12 protein-coding genes and 1 pseudogene are annotated in these 15,008 nt (G+C 74.2%); 3 read left to right on the forward strand and 10 right to left on the reverse strand.

From position 1 onward, the window contains the following. Positions 1-70: 70 nt before the first annotated feature. The 7 genes from AB0O36_RS06600 to AB0O36_RS06630 form a co-directional block, all read right to left on the reverse strand. Positions 71-2,011 (reverse strand): protein kinase, encoded by a 1,941-nt coding sequence (locus tag AB0O36_RS06600; RefSeq protein WP_365104993.1) that lies wholly within the window; start codon positions 2,009-2,011, stop codon positions 71-73. A gap of 28 nt (positions 2,012-2,039) precedes the next feature. After that, positions 2,040-3,875, reverse strand: a complete 1,836-nt coding sequence (locus AB0O36_RS06605; RefSeq protein ID WP_365105428.1) for a GAF domain-containing protein — start codon at positions 3,873-3,875, stop codon at positions 2,040-2,042. A 130-nt stretch (positions 3,876-4,005) separates the two neighbouring features. Next, on the reverse strand, positions 4,006-5,415 hold the full coding sequence (locus tag AB0O36_RS06610; RefSeq protein ID WP_365104996.1) for an MFS transporter: 1,410 nt from the start codon (positions 5,413-5,415) through the stop codon (positions 4,006-4,008). Positions 5,416-5,967: 552 nt separating this feature from the next. After that, the gene (locus tag AB0O36_RS06615; RefSeq protein WP_365104998.1) at positions 5,968-6,618 is read right to left on the reverse strand and encodes a hypothetical protein; all 651 of its coding nucleotides are present in this window, start codon (positions 6,616-6,618) and stop codon (positions 5,968-5,970) included. Positions 6,619-6,801: 183 nt separating this feature from the next. Next, the gene (locus AB0O36_RS06620) at positions 6,802-7,239 is read right to left on the reverse strand and encodes an NUDIX domain-containing protein (RefSeq protein WP_365105001.1); all 438 of its coding nucleotides are present in this window, start codon (positions 7,237-7,239) and stop codon (positions 6,802-6,804) included. Positions 7,240-7,269: 30 nt separating this feature from the next. Beyond that, complete coding sequence (locus AB0O36_RS06625; protein ID WP_365105004.1) at positions 7,270-7,641, reverse strand: SDR family oxidoreductase; 372 nt, start codon at positions 7,639-7,641, stop codon at positions 7,270-7,272. After that, a complete protein-coding gene (locus AB0O36_RS06630) occupies positions 7,638-7,979 on the reverse strand; it encodes an SDR family NAD(P)-dependent oxidoreductase (RefSeq protein WP_365105007.1) in 342 nt (113 codons plus the stop codon). The genes AB0O36_RS06625 and AB0O36_RS06630 overlap by 4 nt, the downstream gene beginning before the upstream one ends. Before the next feature lie 237 nt (positions 7,980-8,216). On the opposite strand from AB0O36_RS06630, the gene AB0O36_RS06635 reads away from it, so the two are divergent. The 3 genes from AB0O36_RS06635 to AB0O36_RS06645 all read left to right on the forward strand — a co-directional run bounded on the left by AB0O36_RS06635 (position 8,217) and on the right by AB0O36_RS06645 (position 12,841). Continuing rightward, positions 8,217-8,345: a hypothetical protein gene (locus tag AB0O36_RS06635; protein WP_365105010.1), complete on the forward strand. Its 129-nt coding sequence runs from the start codon at positions 8,217-8,219 to the stop codon at positions 8,343-8,345. Further along, positions 8,342-9,313, forward strand: a complete 972-nt coding sequence (locus tag AB0O36_RS06640; protein WP_365105012.1) for a pyridoxamine 5'-phosphate oxidase family protein — start codon at positions 8,342-8,344, stop codon at positions 9,311-9,313. The genes AB0O36_RS06635 and AB0O36_RS06640 overlap by 4 nt, the downstream gene beginning before the upstream one ends. 117 nt (positions 9,314-9,430) lie before the next feature. Continuing rightward, entirely contained in the window at positions 9,431-12,841 is a 3,411-nt protein-coding gene (locus AB0O36_RS06645; RefSeq protein ID WP_365105015.1) for a BTAD domain-containing putative transcriptional regulator, read from the forward strand. A gap of 75 nt (positions 12,842-12,916) precedes the next feature. Here the strand turns inward: AB0O36_RS06645 and AB0O36_RS06650 are convergent, their stop codons facing one another. The 3 genes and pseudogenes from AB0O36_RS06650 to AB0O36_RS06660 form a co-directional block, all read right to left on the reverse strand. Beyond that, a complete protein-coding gene (locus AB0O36_RS06650) occupies positions 12,917-13,837 on the reverse strand; it encodes a TIGR03619 family F420-dependent LLM class oxidoreductase (RefSeq protein ID WP_365105017.1) in 921 nt (306 codons plus the stop codon). 73 nt (positions 13,838-13,910) lie between these two features. Further along, positions 13,911-14,594, reverse strand: coding sequence for a hemerythrin domain-containing protein (locus AB0O36_RS06655; protein WP_365105020.1), 684 nt, complete (start codon positions 14,592-14,594; stop codon positions 13,911-13,913). A gap of 119 nt (positions 14,595-14,713) precedes the next feature. Further along, positions 14,714-14,982, reverse strand: a pseudogene (locus AB0O36_RS06660) (FAD-dependent oxidoreductase); the annotation flags it as partial. Positions 14,983-15,008: the final 26 nt, after the last annotated feature.

Raw genomic sequence — 15,008 nt, forward strand, 5'->3', positions numbered from 1 at the left:
TGGCGTGCATGCGGGGCTGCGGGCATGCGGGGCTGCGGGCATGTGGGGCTGCGGGCATGTCGGGCGGGGTTCAGCTGCGGGTCCAGCGCTGTGACGCCTCGCCCGCGCAGGTCGCGGTCACCAGGCCGCTGGTCATGCCGAGGTCGAGGCAGCCCCCGCCCAACAGGCTGCGCAGGCTCCCGCCGGCACCCGTGCGCCAGAGCCGGCCGATGTCCTGGGCGCAGTCGCCCGCGAACACGGCCTGGCCGAGCCCGTTGGAGTACAGACAGCTGCCGGTCTGCTGGTTGACCAGCCTGAAGCTGCCGTCCGGCTTGCTCCGCACGGTCCACCGGGCGGTCGCGTCCCCGCAGTCCCCGGCGGCCGAGGAGCCGTAGACCTGGGTGATGCACCGGCCGTCGTCCCCGTTGCGGTAGCGGCCGGTGCCCGACGCCGGGGGCGGGGTGGCCCGGGTCGGGGGCTTGGTGGTCGGCCCGGGGGGTGCGGGCGTGCCACCGCCTCCGTTGGCGCCACCGCCGCCATTGCCGCCGGGGCCTCCGGGGCCGGAGGGATCGCCGGAGCCGCCGGAGGCCGCGGCGCCGCCGGAGCCCGGGTTTCCGCCCGGACCGCCGCCCTGGTTGCCGCCCTGCCCGCCGTCCTGCCCGACGGTCATCGCACCGCCGGCGGCGTTCTGCTGCGGGCCCGTGCCTCCCGGGCCCTGGCCGCCCGTACCGGTGGACGGCGCGCCCGGGCCGGGGCCCGGCGGAGTGCCGCCCGTGGCAGGTGCCGTCGGGCCTGAAGCCGGAGCCGCGACGGAGCCGGAGACCGGGACGGACGGCGAAGACTGTCCCCCGGCCCGGGGCGCGGACGTGTGCGGCAGGTTCTGTACGGCGAGCGTCGTACCGCCGGCGACCACGACCACCGGCACCACGGCGAGCACGATCCGCGTGCGGCGGCTGCGCCGCGGCCGCCCGGACTTCTCGAGCGGCCCGGACTGCCGCGGCTGCGCGGGCTCCCCCGCCTGCCCCGGCTCCCCGTCCGCCCCCGTCCCGGCTCCCGCCCCGGCCCCGGCCTCCGCCTGCCCGTCCGTGAGCGGCACCGTCGGCACGTCGATCTCCTGGACGTCCGCGGCGAACGCGGCCCGCTCGGCCAGTCGTTCGGCGATGGCCTCCGGCCACGGCGGGACCTCGTCCCGGCAGTGCTCCGAGGCCCGCTCCAGGAGTTCGGCGGCGGTGGGGCGGCCGTCGGGGTCCTTGTCCAGACAGGCCGCGACGAGCTCGGCGAGCTCCGGGTCCAGCTCCCGCAGGGGTTCCAGGCCGGGCTCTTCGTGGACGATGCGGTAGAGGACGCCGTGGCCCGACTCGTCGCCGAACGGCGGCCGCCCGCAGGCCGCGTACGCCAGGACCGAGCCGAGCGCGAACACGTCGGTGGCGCCGCTCAGGCCCCGTGAGCCCGAGGCCTGTTCGGGTGCCATGTAGGCGGGGGTGCCGACGACCATGCCGGTCCGGGTCAGCCGGCTCTGCTCGGCCGCGCGGGCGATGCCGAAGTCGATGAGGACCAGGCCGTCCGGGGTCAGCATCACGTTGGACGGCTTGAGGTCCCGGTGCACCATGTCCCGTGCGTGCACCGGCGCCAGGCTCGCCGCCGCCTCCCGCAGCAACCGCCACAGCGCTCCGGCCGGCAGGGGGCCGCCGTTGAGCTCCACCGCTTGTCCCAGGGTCAGCCCCGGGACGTAGGCGGTCGCGAACCACGGGGGCCGCGCGTCGCGGTCACCCGCGAGCAGCGGTGCGGTGCTCTCGGCGGGCAGCCGGGCGAGGTTGTCCAGCTCGTGCCCGAACCGCCGCAGGAAGTCCGGGTCCTCGCCGACGACGGAGGCGAGCAGCTGCTTGACGGCGACGTACCGGCCCTCGTGGATCCCCAGGTACACGCGTCCCATGCCGCCGGCCCCGAGCCGGCCCGCCAGCGGAATCGGCCCGATCCGGCGCGGATCCTCCGCGGCCAGCGGCTCGGCTCCGCTCCCCCTCAGCTCTGGCACGTCGGTAACCCCACCATCCGAACTGGAATCATTTTCCGGAATCTATCGCATGGGTCAGTCTGAACAGCCGGAGGGCCAGCTGGAGTTCGAGGGCACGGGACGGACTGTTCCAGTCCGCTCCGAGCAGCCGGGCGATCCGGTCGAGCCGCTGGACGACCGTGTTCACGTGGACGTGCAGGACGTCCTTGGTGCGGGTGAGGCTGCCGCCGTGCGCGAAGTACGCCTCCAGGGTGGCGGTCAGCTCCGTACCGCGTCCGGTGTCGTAGTCCAGGACCGGGCCGAGGGTGTCGCGTACGTACCCGGCCACGCCCTGCCCGTCGCCGAGGAGTACGCCGACGAAGCCGAGGTCGGCCGGGGCCGCGCCGTCCCCGGCGCGGCCCAGGGCTCGGAGGGCGGCGAGGCAGCGCCGGGCCTCGGTGTGGGCGGCCGGGAGGTCGGCCGGGCCGGTGGCGGGGCCGGCCGCGCCCACCGTGACCGCGTCCCCGGTCGCCTGCCCGAGGTCGGCGGCGAGCGACCGGGCCGCGGCCCCGGGGTCGGGGGCGGGGACGACCAGCACCACCTGCCCGTGGTGCAGTCCCGCCAGCCCGCCCAGCGCACGGGCGGCCCGGGCCGCGGCACCCAGCAGCCGGTCGCGCGGCACGGTGCCGGCGTGGGCGGCCAGCACTCCGTGCGGGCGGGAGAGGTCGATGCCGAGGCGGCGGGCCCGGCCGGCGAGACCGGCCGGATCCCCGGTCACGGCCAGCAGGTCGCCCAGGAGTTCGCCGCGCAGCCGGTCCTCGGTCGCGGCGACGGAGCGGCGCAGCAGCAGGAGCAGGGCGGTGACCACGGCGGCGCGTTCGAACAGCAGCCGGTCGGCGTCGGCGAGCCGGGGGCGGCCGGTGAGCGCGATGCTGCCGAGGATTTCGGGGCCGGCCAGGACGGCGCACACCCAGGTGCCCGGGGAACCGTCGAGCGGGACGGCCCGGCCGGCGGTCCGGGAGGCGGCGACGGCGGGGCCGGTCGGCGGGACGGGTCCGGCGGCGGAGCGGGCGAGTTCGGTGCCGTCGGCGTCGTGGACGAGGATCCCGGCGTCCAGGATGGCGGCGGTCCGGGCGGCCACGTCGGTGACGTCACCGCCGCGCAGCACCAGGTCGGTGAGCCGGTCGTGGGCCTCCTCGGCCCGGCGCAGCGCCTCGCTCTGGGCCCGTGTCTCCTCCATGAGCCGGGCCCCGTCGATGGCGATGGCGGCGTGGTCGGCGAGCGAGGACAGCAGGGCTATCTCGTCGGGGGTGAAGGTGCGCGGGGTCCGGTCGGCGGCGTAGAGGACCCCGATGACGCGGGTGCCCAGGCGCAGGGGGACGCCGAGGATGGCACGGAGTCCTTCTTCCCGGACGGCGTGGTCGATGGTGCCGGTGTGGCGGAAGCGTGTGTCGGTCCGGTAGTCGCCGGTGGCGTAGGGGCGGGCGGTCTGGGCGACCAGCCCGCCCAGACCCTGCCCCATGCCCAGCCGGACCTGCTGGAAGGCGACGGCGACGGAGCCGTCGGTGACCCGCATGTAGGTGTCGCCGGCCTCGTCGTCGTTGAGGGAGAGATAGGTGACGTCGGTGCCGAGCAGCAGTTTGGCGCGGTGCACGATGGCGCGCAGTACGGCGTCGGGGTCGCGGAGGGCCGCGAGGTCGCCCGCGGTGTCGAACAGGGCGGTCAGCCGGGATTCGCGGCGGCGGTGCCGGTCGATGGTCCGGTGGATGCCGAGCGCGGTCTCGGTGGCCGCGCGGAGTTCGGCGAGTTCCGCCGGGTCCGCCCCGGCCGCCTCGGCTTCGGCGGCGGGGCGGGCCAGTGCCTCCTCGGGGGCGCCCTGGGCCAGCAGGTCGAGCAGCTCCAGCAGCGGCCCGGTTCCGGTGCGGGCGGTGCCGCCGGCGGCGGGGTCGTCCGCGGCGGAGGTGCCGGCGGCGGGCGGTGTTCCGGTGGAGCGGCGGGCGGAGGCGGTCACGGGGGCGAGCATACGAGCCCGCAGGTCAGCCGCCGAGGGGGCGTGCAGGTCCGCCGCCGAGGGGTACGGAGCCGGGCCGGGCGTGCGCCCGGGCCGGGGGTACGGCGGCGGGTGCGTCGCGGGTCAGGTCCCGGCCGCGGGTCTCCCGGGCCGCCCACACGGTGAGGACGGTGACCAGGGACGCGGCGCACAGGTAGACGGAGACCGGCACGGAGCTGCCGTGGTCCTTCAGCAGTTCGACGGCGATGATCGGGGCGAGGGCGCCGCCGACGAGGGAGGCGAGCTGGGAACCCATGGACGCGCCGGAGTAGCGGACCCGGGTGTCGAACAGCTCGGAGATGAAGGCCGCCTGCGGCCCGTACATCGCGCCGTGGAGCAGCAGGCCGACCGTGACGGCGAGCGCGATCAGCGGGAAGGAACGGGTGTCGAGCAGGGCGAAGAAGGCGAACGCCCAGCCCGCCATGCCGGTGGCGCCGATGAGGGTGACGGGGCGGCGGCCGATCCGGTCGGAGAGCGCGCCCCAGGCGGGGATGGTCACGAAGTGGACGGCCGAGCCGATCAGGACGGCGTTCAGCGCGTCGCTCTTGGGGAGGCCGAGGTGGGCGGTGACGTAGACGAGGAGGAAGGCGGTGAGGACGTAGTAGGAGACGTTCTCGCCGAGCCGGGTGCCGATCGCGGTCAGGACCTGGCGCCATCCGGTCCGGAACACCTCGACGACCGGCGGCTTCTCCGGGGCTCCGGCGGCCTCCGCCTCCTCCGCGCGGCGCCTGGCCTCCAGGAAGACCGGGGACTCGGTGACGGAGATGCGGATCCACAGCCCGATCATCACCAGCACCCCGGAGAGCAGGAAGGGGATCCGCCAGCCCCAGGCGAGGAACGCCTCGTCGGACTGGACGGCGGCGAGCAGCGCGAGCACCCCGGTGGCCAGCAGGTTCCCGCCGGGCGCGCCGGCCTGGGGCCAGGAGGCCCAGAAGCCTCGGCGGGCGTCGCCGCCGTGCTCGGAGACCAGCAGGACGGCTCCGCCCCATTCGCCGCCGAGGGCGAAGCCCTGGACCAGCCGGAGCAGCGTCAGCAGGACCGGGGCGAGGGCGCCGACGGCGGAGTGGGTGGGCAGCAGGCCCATCGCGAAGGTGGCGCCGCCCATCATCAGCAGGCTGAGCACGAGCAGCTTCTTGCGGCCGACGCGGTCGCCGAAGTGCCCGAAGACGATGCCTCCGAGGGGTCGGGCGGCGAAGCCGACCGCGTACGTGAGGAACGCGAGCAGGGTTCCGACCAGGGGGTCGCCGGTGGGGAAGAACAGCGTGTTGAACACCAGGGCGGCGGCGGACCCGTAGAGGAAGAAGTCGTACCACTCGACGGTGGTCCCAACGAGGCTGGCGGCGACGACTCTCCTGATGTTGCCGGGGCTCGCTGACGGTGTGGCAGAGGCGGCCATGAGTACCACTTCCGGACTGGGGGCGGGGACGATTCCGTGTCGCCACACCATAGGAACGCCCAGGTCAACGGCACATGGTGCCGGTCGCCACACTTCCCGCCCCGAGGATGTGGACCGCACCCATGCCACCGTCCCGGCCGGCCCTGCCGGGGCCCAACCGGCCCCGAATCAGGTGCCCCCCGGAATGCAGACTTTGATGCATTTTGACGCTGCGGTGCCGACTCCCGTGCCGGTTTGGCGCTGACTACGCAGCGTTGAACTCGGCCATTCCCGGCCGGATCGGACCCCGGCACCTCCCCCGCGGCGATGCGACCGGCCCGGACAGGGCCGACCGCATCAAGGCCGCATCGCCGAGCGTCAAGCCGCTTGGACCACGGCCTCGAACTCGAGCGGAAGGCTCAGTTCGGTCTCACGCGTGAAGACCGAATCCATCAGAGCCCTCAGCCTCCCCGGCGCGTCCGGCATCACATGCGCGTACGTCTCGTGGGTGATGCGTGCATCAGGATATTGGTCCCCCCTGCCCAACCGGGGAGCGCCACGGGCAGCCCGGGGTCAGCCGCCACCCGAGCCGGCCGAGGCCGAACCTCCGGAGGTCCAGCGGGAGTTGGGCTGCGGCCGATCGCGCGTGCTGCGCTCGGTGCGCAGCGACACCACGACCCCAGCCGGGCCGAGCAGGGCCTTCAGCGCGTCGGCGAGCCGCCGCGGGTCGCCGCCGAACGGGAGCTCGAGCCGCTCCCGGACGCCCCGCAGGACGAGTTCCAGCGCGAGCGTGGAGACGGCCGGCTTGTAGTCCCCCTGGTACGGCTCCACCACCTTGTGCGTCAGCCGCACCTCGCGCAGGGTCTTGACGGGCAGCCAGTCGTCCGGCCCGGCTGCCCGGACCAACCGCAGAGACACGGGCACCCCGGCCGGCGCGAACTCCACCCGCAGGATGTCCCGGGCTCGGGCAGAGGCCAGCGCCAGCCAGCCGATCAGGTACTCCAGCCCGACGATCACCCCCACCACCACGAACACGGTCGACGCCCGCGCCCCGGCCAGCGTCATCGCGAAGGCGACGAGCAGGGTCGGCACGCCCAGAGCGAGCGGAGTGAACAGCGCCTGCCCCGCCGAGGTCAGCACGTTCCACGCCGGCCCGGCCGGGCCGACGCGCAGGACCAGATCCGTCGAGTCGGGGCCTTGTCTCAGCAAGGGATCGCCGGCCATGCCTCCAGCGTAGGACCGGTCCGCAAGAGCGCCTCGAGGGCCAGGCCAAGGGTGCTGTTCACTCACCCCGTGCGGCGCCGGGATGCCATCGTCCTCGGCGCAGTCTTCGCCCTCACTGGGTACAGCGGAAGGTCAGGCGCCATCCCGACGCCTGACCTTCTGCAACACCCTTCGGCCGTAGGGCTACACCGCGGCTTCGCCGACGAGGGTGCCGGCCGTGATGGCGCCTCGGAGGACGTGGGCGATTTCCTCGGGCTTGAGGTCGATGCGGTCGAGCCCCTCCGCAGTCAGCGGGATCTCTTCCAGCGCGTATTCGCCGCGGCCCTCTGCGCTGAACTCGGGTCCGGTGCGATCCTCGAAGGACCAGGTCGCGATGCGGGCGAGGTAGAAGAGCTGGCGCTCGTCAGCGGACTCCATGGTGTGGAGGAGGCGCACGATGTCGGCCTTCCCGGCGATCTCCTCGTGGATCTCACGGTGGAGGGCGGCCTCCCGGGACTCGTCACTGGGTTCGACACCACCGCCGGGGAGTACCCAGTACTCGGGGATGTCGGGCTTGGTACGGCGGATGACCAGCATCGTGTCGTCAGTGGTGACGAGGACGGCGCGGACTCGTTCCTTCATTTCGGTCTGTCTCCTTGCTTGTTGGCGGTCTCAGTGCAGCAGCCGGCCGCCGTCGACGTGGACGGATTGCCCAGTGATGAACGGGGCGGAGGGGCCCACGAGGAACGCCACCAGGGCCGCGACGTCTTCGGGCCGTCCACGGCGAGGGACACACTGGCGCTTGATCCGGTCTTCCGGGCGGGTACGGTGCTGGGTGGGGATGGTGTTCTCGGCCTCGACCTGGATGGCGCCGGGCATGACCGTGCTGACGCAGGATCCGTAGCGCCCCGGTTCGCGGGCGAGGGAGCGGGTCAGGCCCAGCCGCCCGGCCTTCGCGGTGCTGTACGCCACGAAGTTCGCGCGGCCGGCGCGGGCGTTGACGCTGCCGATGTTCACGATCCGTCCCCAGCGGCGTTCGATCATGCCGGCGTCACCGCGTGGCAGGTGCGGTAGTGCGCTGTGAGGTTCACATCGAGAGAGTAGTTCCAGGCGGCCTCGTCGGTTTCCTGCCAGGCGACTCGGGTGTAGGAGCCGGCGTTGTCGACCGGGATGTCGATGGGGCCGATCTCGGCGCGGACGAGGTCGACCATGGTCTGGACGGCGCCGGCGCCGGGGTCGGTGAGGTCGGCGTTCGCCGCGACGCCGGGACCGCCGTCGCGCTCGAAGGCGGCGAGCGCGCGTCCGATCTCGGCGCCAATGCCGGTGGCCCCGCCGGTGACGAGGGGCGCGTCCTGCGCAGCCGCGGCCGCGCCTACGACCACCGCGCCTACCGCTTGTTCGAGTACGGGTACACCGCGGTACTCGCCACTGTCTTCCTCACCCTCTGACGGTGACGGTCTCGGGTCGCCGAACGGGGGCGCCGGACGACGGGACGGCTTCGGGACGGTGGGCAGGTGACGGCCACGGGTGCGGTGGCAAGTCGATGCCAAGTCGGCGCCAAGGGGCTGCGGGCACCGTTCTGTATCCGTTGCCCGCAAGCGATCCAGGAGTACCCGAGCATGTCCCCCAGCAGTGCCTCCGAACGCCTCCACACCCATGGGACGGACGCGGCCCACGGCGTCCTTCGGAAGGTCCGTACCGGTGCCCGCACCATGCGCGCCCGGCTCGACGCCGGAGCGGCCCGATGACCGTCATCGACTCCGCTCCGCACGAGGTCCTGGACGCCTACCGGACCTGCGAGTTCGTCACCTTGGGCAAGGACGGGAGCCCGCTGGCCTGGCCGACGGCCGTCGCCCGCCGCGACGACGGGACCCTCCTGCTGACCACCTCACTCGCGTTCGCGCAGAAGGCGTTGAACATCCGCCGTGACGGACGGGTCGGGCTGCTCTTCTCGGACCCGACCGGAAGCGGGCTCGACCACGCCCCACAGATCTTCGTCGGCGGCCGCGCCCGGTGCCCCGACCGGGTCATGGCCGGTCCGCGGGGAGCCGAGGAGTACTGGCGCAGGCTCTTCGAGCGGCAGCCGCACAGCCGTGCCTACTTGCTGCGGCCCATGAGGCCGGTGATGTCCTGGTACTACCTGCGCCTGCTCATCACCGTCGAGCCCGAACTGGTGCTGGTGCGGCCGCCCCTCGCGGAACTGCCGCCCCATCGGGTGCCGGCACCTGCGACCGGAACCGTGGCCCTGCCCGGAGCAGCGCAGCTGGCGAGCCTGCCCACTGCCGTGCTGGCGGCGCGCGACGCCTCGGGCGCACCGGTACTCGCCCGCACCCGGCCGCGGCCGACACCGGCGGGCTACCTGGTCGAGGTACCGGTGGACTGCCCCGTGGAGCGGGGCCCGGCCGGCCTCCTGGTGCACCGGCACGACGAACGGCTCGACCACATGTACAACGCGCTCGTACGAGGAGACCTGCGCCGCACTGCCGCCGGCTGGCTGATGGTGCCGTCCACCGTGATCGAACCCATGGGCTCCGGCCGGGCCGCCGACGCCCTGCGCGTCCTGCGCCAGACGAAGCGGTCCACCGACCGGTACCTCGAACGGCGCGGCCTGCGCCGCCCGAAGGTGCAGTGGGACCGGTTCCGCGCCCTTGCGGACCCGGCGCCGGGGGCGGGGCCTGGATGGCATCCGACGGTGACGGGGTCGCCGCACCACTGAGCGCCGAGGAGTCGATCCGGGCCGGACCAGGTGGGCCGTATCCGTCCGTCGCATGCGGCGGTGCCCTTCCGCCCGGCCTCGGTGGGTGCGCTGCGGGCCGATTACGATGTTCTTGTCATGATCACATTGAAGGTGCTCGGCTCGTTCCGGGCCGAGGTCGACGGCCGTCCGGCCGAAGCGCGTGGCCGGCTCGCACGGATGGTTCTGGTCCAGCTCCTGCTCGCCCGCGGCGCTGTCGTGCCCACGGAACGGATCATCGAGAGGCTCTGGCCGACGAGCGTCCCACCGAGCGCGCAGGCATCGCTCCACGCCTACGTCGCACGCCTACGCCGCTCCCTCGAACCGGAACGCGCACCGCGGACCCCCGCACGGATCCTGGTCAGCGCCCCCTACGGCTACGCCCTGGCCCTGGACCCGGCAGCCGTGGACGCATGGGTGTTCGAGGACCGGGTGGCAGCCTGCTCGACGGCGGGGACGGCGCCGCACCTTGCCGAGGAGCAGCTGACGCGGGCCCTCGGCCTGTGGGGCGGGCAGCCGTACGCGGAATTCGCGGACGAGCCGTGGACCGCGAGCGAACGCACCCGCCTGGAGGAACTGCGCCGAAGTGCCCGCGAACGCCTGGCCGCCGCACGGCTCGCCTGCGGAAAGGCCGCGCAAGCAGTCGCCGATGCAGGAGCCCTGACCACGGAGCAGCCCCTGCACGAGGAGGGCTGGCGGCTGCTGGCCCTGGCGCTGTGGGCCCGTGACCGCCAGGGGGACGCCCTGGCCGCGCTGCGGCAGGCCCGGCACGTCCTCGGAGAGGAACTCGGCGTCGAGCCCGGACCGGCTCTGCTGGAACTCGAACAGGCCCTCCTGCACCAGCGTCTCGACCTGCTCCACCGGGCGACCCCGGCACCGGCCGCGGCCCCCGCACGCACCGAGACGCCCCCCGCCCCGCAGCCGGTGACGCGTCCGGCCGCGAGCCCCCGGCTCAGGACGCCGGCCGCGCCCACGGTGCTCGCCGACGACCGGCTCCTGGGCCGCGACGGAGAACTGGCCCTGCTCGCCACCGCGGCGGACCGGGCGCACACCGGCCGGGCCCAGGTGGTCCTGATCTCCGGTGAGGCCGGTATCGGCAAGTCCAGCCTCCTGGACGCCGCCCTGCGCCAACTGCCCGGACAGGGCTGGCTGGTCGGCTCCGGACAGTGCCCGGAGACCGAGGGCGCCCCGCCCGGCCGGGCCTGGTTCGACATGCTCCCGGATCTCGCACGCACCGCCCCACCGGGAACGTACACCGACGAGCTCGCTCCGCTCCTGGCCCCCGGCACGACGGGTGCCCCGGGACGGACGGACGGCAGCCCGGCACAGCGCTTCCGCCTGCACAGGGCCCTGCTCGGATGGCTCCGGGACACCGCCCTGCGGCAGCCGCTGGCGATCGTCCTCGACGACCTGCACCGGGGCGACCGGGAAAGCATCGAGCTGTTCCTGCTCTGCGCCGAACAGCTGCGCGACGTACCGCTGCTGCTGGTCGGCTCGTACCGCACCGGCGAGGGGGACCTGACCGAGGCACTGGCACGCCTGGCCTCCTGCTCTCCCGTGCGACTGGCCCTCGGCGGCCTCTCGGACGCCCAGGCGAAGGCACTGCTGCGCCGTGTCGCGACCGGCATGACCGATCGGGCGGCGACGGCTCTGGCCGAACGGGCCGGGGGCAACCCCTTCTACCTGCGGGAGAGTTCCCTGCTCCTGGCCGGTGAGGGCGAACAACAGGCGCTGGCCCGCATCCCGCAGGGGGTCCAGGACGTCCTGCGGCGACGGCTGGCCCTGCTCGCGCCGACCGTGACGGCCGGATTGCGCCTGGCCGCCGTGGCGGGCCGCGAGGCACCGGTCGCGCTCCTGGTCCATGCCGCGGACAGCGATGCCGATCAGCTCCTCGACGCCCTGGAGGCCGGTGTCACCGCCGGACTCCTCACCGAGCCGCGTCCCGGCACGGTCCGCTTCAGCCACGCCCTCGTACGGGACGCCCTGGAAGCCGACCTCACGCGGCTGCGGCTGGCCCGGATCCATTCCCGGCTCGGCAGGAGCCTGATCGCCCTCGGCTCCGACGACGTCGCCGCCACCGCCCACCACCTGCTGCGGGCGGCCACGGTCGTGACCGCCGACGCGGCGCCCGCCGTCCACCACGCCCGGCTCGCGTGCGAACAGGCCGTACGCCGCTACGCGCCGCAGAACGCCGAGGACCTCCTGAACGCGGCCCTCGGACTCCTCGCCGACCATCCGGCGGCCTTCGCGGACCAGGACGCCGCTCTGCTGCGCGTGACGCTGCTGGGCCGGCTGGTGGACTGCCGGATCCGGATGGGCGCCGTGGTACCGGCCCGCGAGGCACAGGAGCAGGCCGTGGCAGTGGCCCGCGAGGAGGGCCGGGCCGACCTGCTGACCGCCGCCTACACGACCTGGACCGAACCGACGCCCTGGCGCGTGCGCCCCTACGCGGCGTCCGATCCGGAGGCCGTCGCCGAACTCGAGGTCCTGCTGGAGGACCCGGGACTGACCGACCGGCAGCGGTGCCTGCTCCTCGATCAGCTGGCGGACGCGCTCGACGACACCGATCCGCGTGCCGTGGCCGAGGCGCGCCGTGCCGTGGAGCTCGCCCGGGCCGCCGGCGAGCCCCGGCTGCGCGGACTGACCCTCACCTCCCTGCTGCGCAAGGTCGACGGCGAACTCGAACCGGCCGCCTACGGGGAGCTCCACCGCGAGCTCACCGAGGTGGCCGGGGCCCAGGACGGCCCCGAGTACGCGTGGATGAGCGCCTATGTCGCCGCCCGGATCGCCGCCGCCCGCAACGACCCGGTGGAAATGGAGCGGTGTCTCGCACGATCGGACGAGATCGCCCGCACGTACGGGCTCCAGGGCGCGTTCGCCGTGGCCCGGTTGCGCCGTCCCATGCTCGCCATGGCCCAGGGCCGCTTCGAGGAGGCGGAGCACGCCATGGGGACGGCGGTCGCGGAGCTGCGGGCCCGCGGAGCGGTGGACCTCAGCGGGCTCGCCGCCCTGAGCATCGGGTGCATGCGGGTGCAGCAGGGCCGGCTCGCCGAGATGCTGCCCGTGCTCCTCGCGGTGTGGGAGCAGTACAAGCCCCACAACGAAGCCCTCGCCGCACTCGCCCTGCAGGCCGCGGGACGCCCCGAGGAGGCCCGGGAGGTCTTCGGCCTGCGCGTGCCGCTCCGGCGCGACTTCGCCTACTCCATCCTGGCCGGGCTGCGCGGCGCCGCCGCCATCGCCTTCGGCGACCGGACGGCGGCCGACGAGGTCTACCGGGACCTGCTGCCGCTGCACGCGCTGGCGGGCGGCGCGAGCAGCCTCAGCCTCGTCTTCCGCCCCGTCGCGCAGACCCTGGGAGACCTCGCCCGGTTCCTCGGGCGCCCCGAAGACGCCCGGCGCCACTACCTCGAAGCCGCGGAGGTGGCAGCCGCCTGGGAGTCCCCCCTCTGGGCGGAGGCCGCCCGCAGCGCCCTCGACGGGTTGGGGCCTGTCGTCAAACCCCCGTCGTAGCCCGGGGGTGGCGGCCCCGCGGGGCAGACGGGAGTTTGACGACAGGCCTCGGGGCCGGGGCGGGCCGGAAGGCCGTCACGGAGCGGGCTCGCCCAGCTCGGCGAGGAACTGCGCGGCGAGGTCGAGGACGTGCTCGGGCGAGTCGGTCGTCAGCTGGAGGTCCACGAGCACCTCGTCGGTCTCCGCCCCGCACATCACCCTGAGGTGGTCGCAGATCTGGCGCACCGTCCCGCGCTGATGGGCCTCCCCGGGTGCGGCCTCCGTCGCGGTGACCTCGGGGTTCACGCGGAACACCCGGCGCAGTGCCGCCGGGTCACGTCCCGCCCGCTCGGCGGCCTCGACGGCCACCGCCCACAGACCGTGGAAGAAGGGCAGCGGCATGGCCGCCCCGAGCCATCCGTCCGCGCGCCGGCCGACCCGCTCGAGAGCAGCCGCGGTGAAGCCGCCCAGCAGGATGGGCGGCCTCGGCCTCTGAACAGGTTTGGGCAGTACGGTCGATTCGGCGATCCTCCACAGGGCGCCGGTGTGCACGACCGTCCCGGGCCTCCACACGGCCTCCAGGACGTCGAGGGTCTCCTCCAGCCGGGCGCCGCGCCCCCGCCACGGTACGCCGGCGGCCTCGTACTCCTCCTGCATCCAGCCCAGGCCGAGACCCACGTCCAGACGGCCACGGCTGATCAGATCAAGGGTCGTCAGGGCCCGGGCGAGCACGAGGGGAGGCTGCCACAGGGCATTGAGCGTGTTGCTGCCCAGGCGTACCCGCCCGGTCGCCGCTGCCGCCACGCCCAGCGCGAGCAGCGGGTCGAGACGGGTGCCGTACCGCACGGGCATCGGCTTCCCGCCCGCGTACCCGTCGGGCGGGACGACCGGGGCCAAGAGCCGGTCGGCCACCCAGAGGCTGTCGCAGCCGAGCGCTTCCAAGGCCGTACACATCCCGGCCGAGCGATGAGGGTCGGCGAACGGGCCGAACTGAGGGACGGAGAATCCGATGCGCATCGGTGAGGACTCCTCGATCGGTACGGGAGGGGCGAGGCGATGGGGGCGCCCGCCTGGGCGGACGGGCCGCACCTCATGCGCCGGCGCGCCGGCCACGGATCCGCCGGGTCTCACGGCGGTACTGGCGCTGCCCGAGCAGTTTCCACAGCACCCGCGCCGGTACCGGCAGCCGGGTGAGGAACTCCCGGCGCTCCTCGGGCGAACTGTCCTCCAGGATGGCGCCCAGGGCGATCATCAGCCGGTCGCGGGGCGTTTCGGCGAGCCCCCGCTCCCCGACCGCGCGCCACTGCTCCTCGGTCACGTGGAGCGAGACCAGCGGCATGACCTCCCGCTCCTCCTCGTCGAGATGGGCGCACAGCTGCCGGTGGTGCCTGCGCAGAGCCTCGGCCAGCTCGTCCCGGTCCTCGGCCAGAGCCCGTGCCTGCCACCGGTCCATCAGCACCCGGACCTCACCCATCCCGTCGGTGAGCTCGCGATGCTGCGCCTCCATCGCCAGCACGTGCTCGGCATCGAGATCCAGGTGGGGCAGGACCGCGGGCCAGAGCATCTCGTCCTCACCGGTGTGGTGGGCGTGCAGCCCGATGGTGTAGAGCCGCCAGTGCTCGGCGAGTATCCGGGCGCGTTCCGTGTCGGCGGGCCGGACCTCCTGGACGAGTTCGGCCAGCAGCCGCGACTCGCGGCGGAACACCTGGTGGATCATCGCCATCTCGCGGGTGTAAGCGTGGACAGGGGAGTCTGGAACTTTGTTCGTGGTCATGTGTCCCAGTCTTCGGAGGCCGGTTGCAGGGCACTTGCACCTGACTTGCCGCTTCCGGCCCCCCGTGGCCCCGAGCCGCCCCGGCGCCATGCAATCAGCGGCGTACTCGTGAAGACGGGGAACCAGGGCCGGGCCCGTACTCCGGTGCAGATCAGCACCCGGTCGAAGGGAACCTCGCGCCCGTCGGCCAGACGCACGTGGCTGGCCGCCAGGTCCAGCCCACTGGCGGGCACGCCCAGCAGCCACTCCGCATCGACCTCACGACGTCGCGGCAGTGTGGTGTCCTCGTCGCGCAGCGCCTCCGCGGCCCGCAGCCCCCCGGTGACGCCCCGACGACGGCAATGCGGCCGTCGCGCTTGAACGCCCGCAGGGTGTCCGCGCCGGTCATGATGTCGATGCCTCCGCCGGGACGCC

The organism is Streptomyces sp. NPDC089799 (genome assembly GCF_040684755.1).
In the GTDB taxonomy this organism is placed as follows: Bacteria; Actinomycetota; Actinomycetes; order Streptomycetales; family Streptomycetaceae; genus Streptomyces.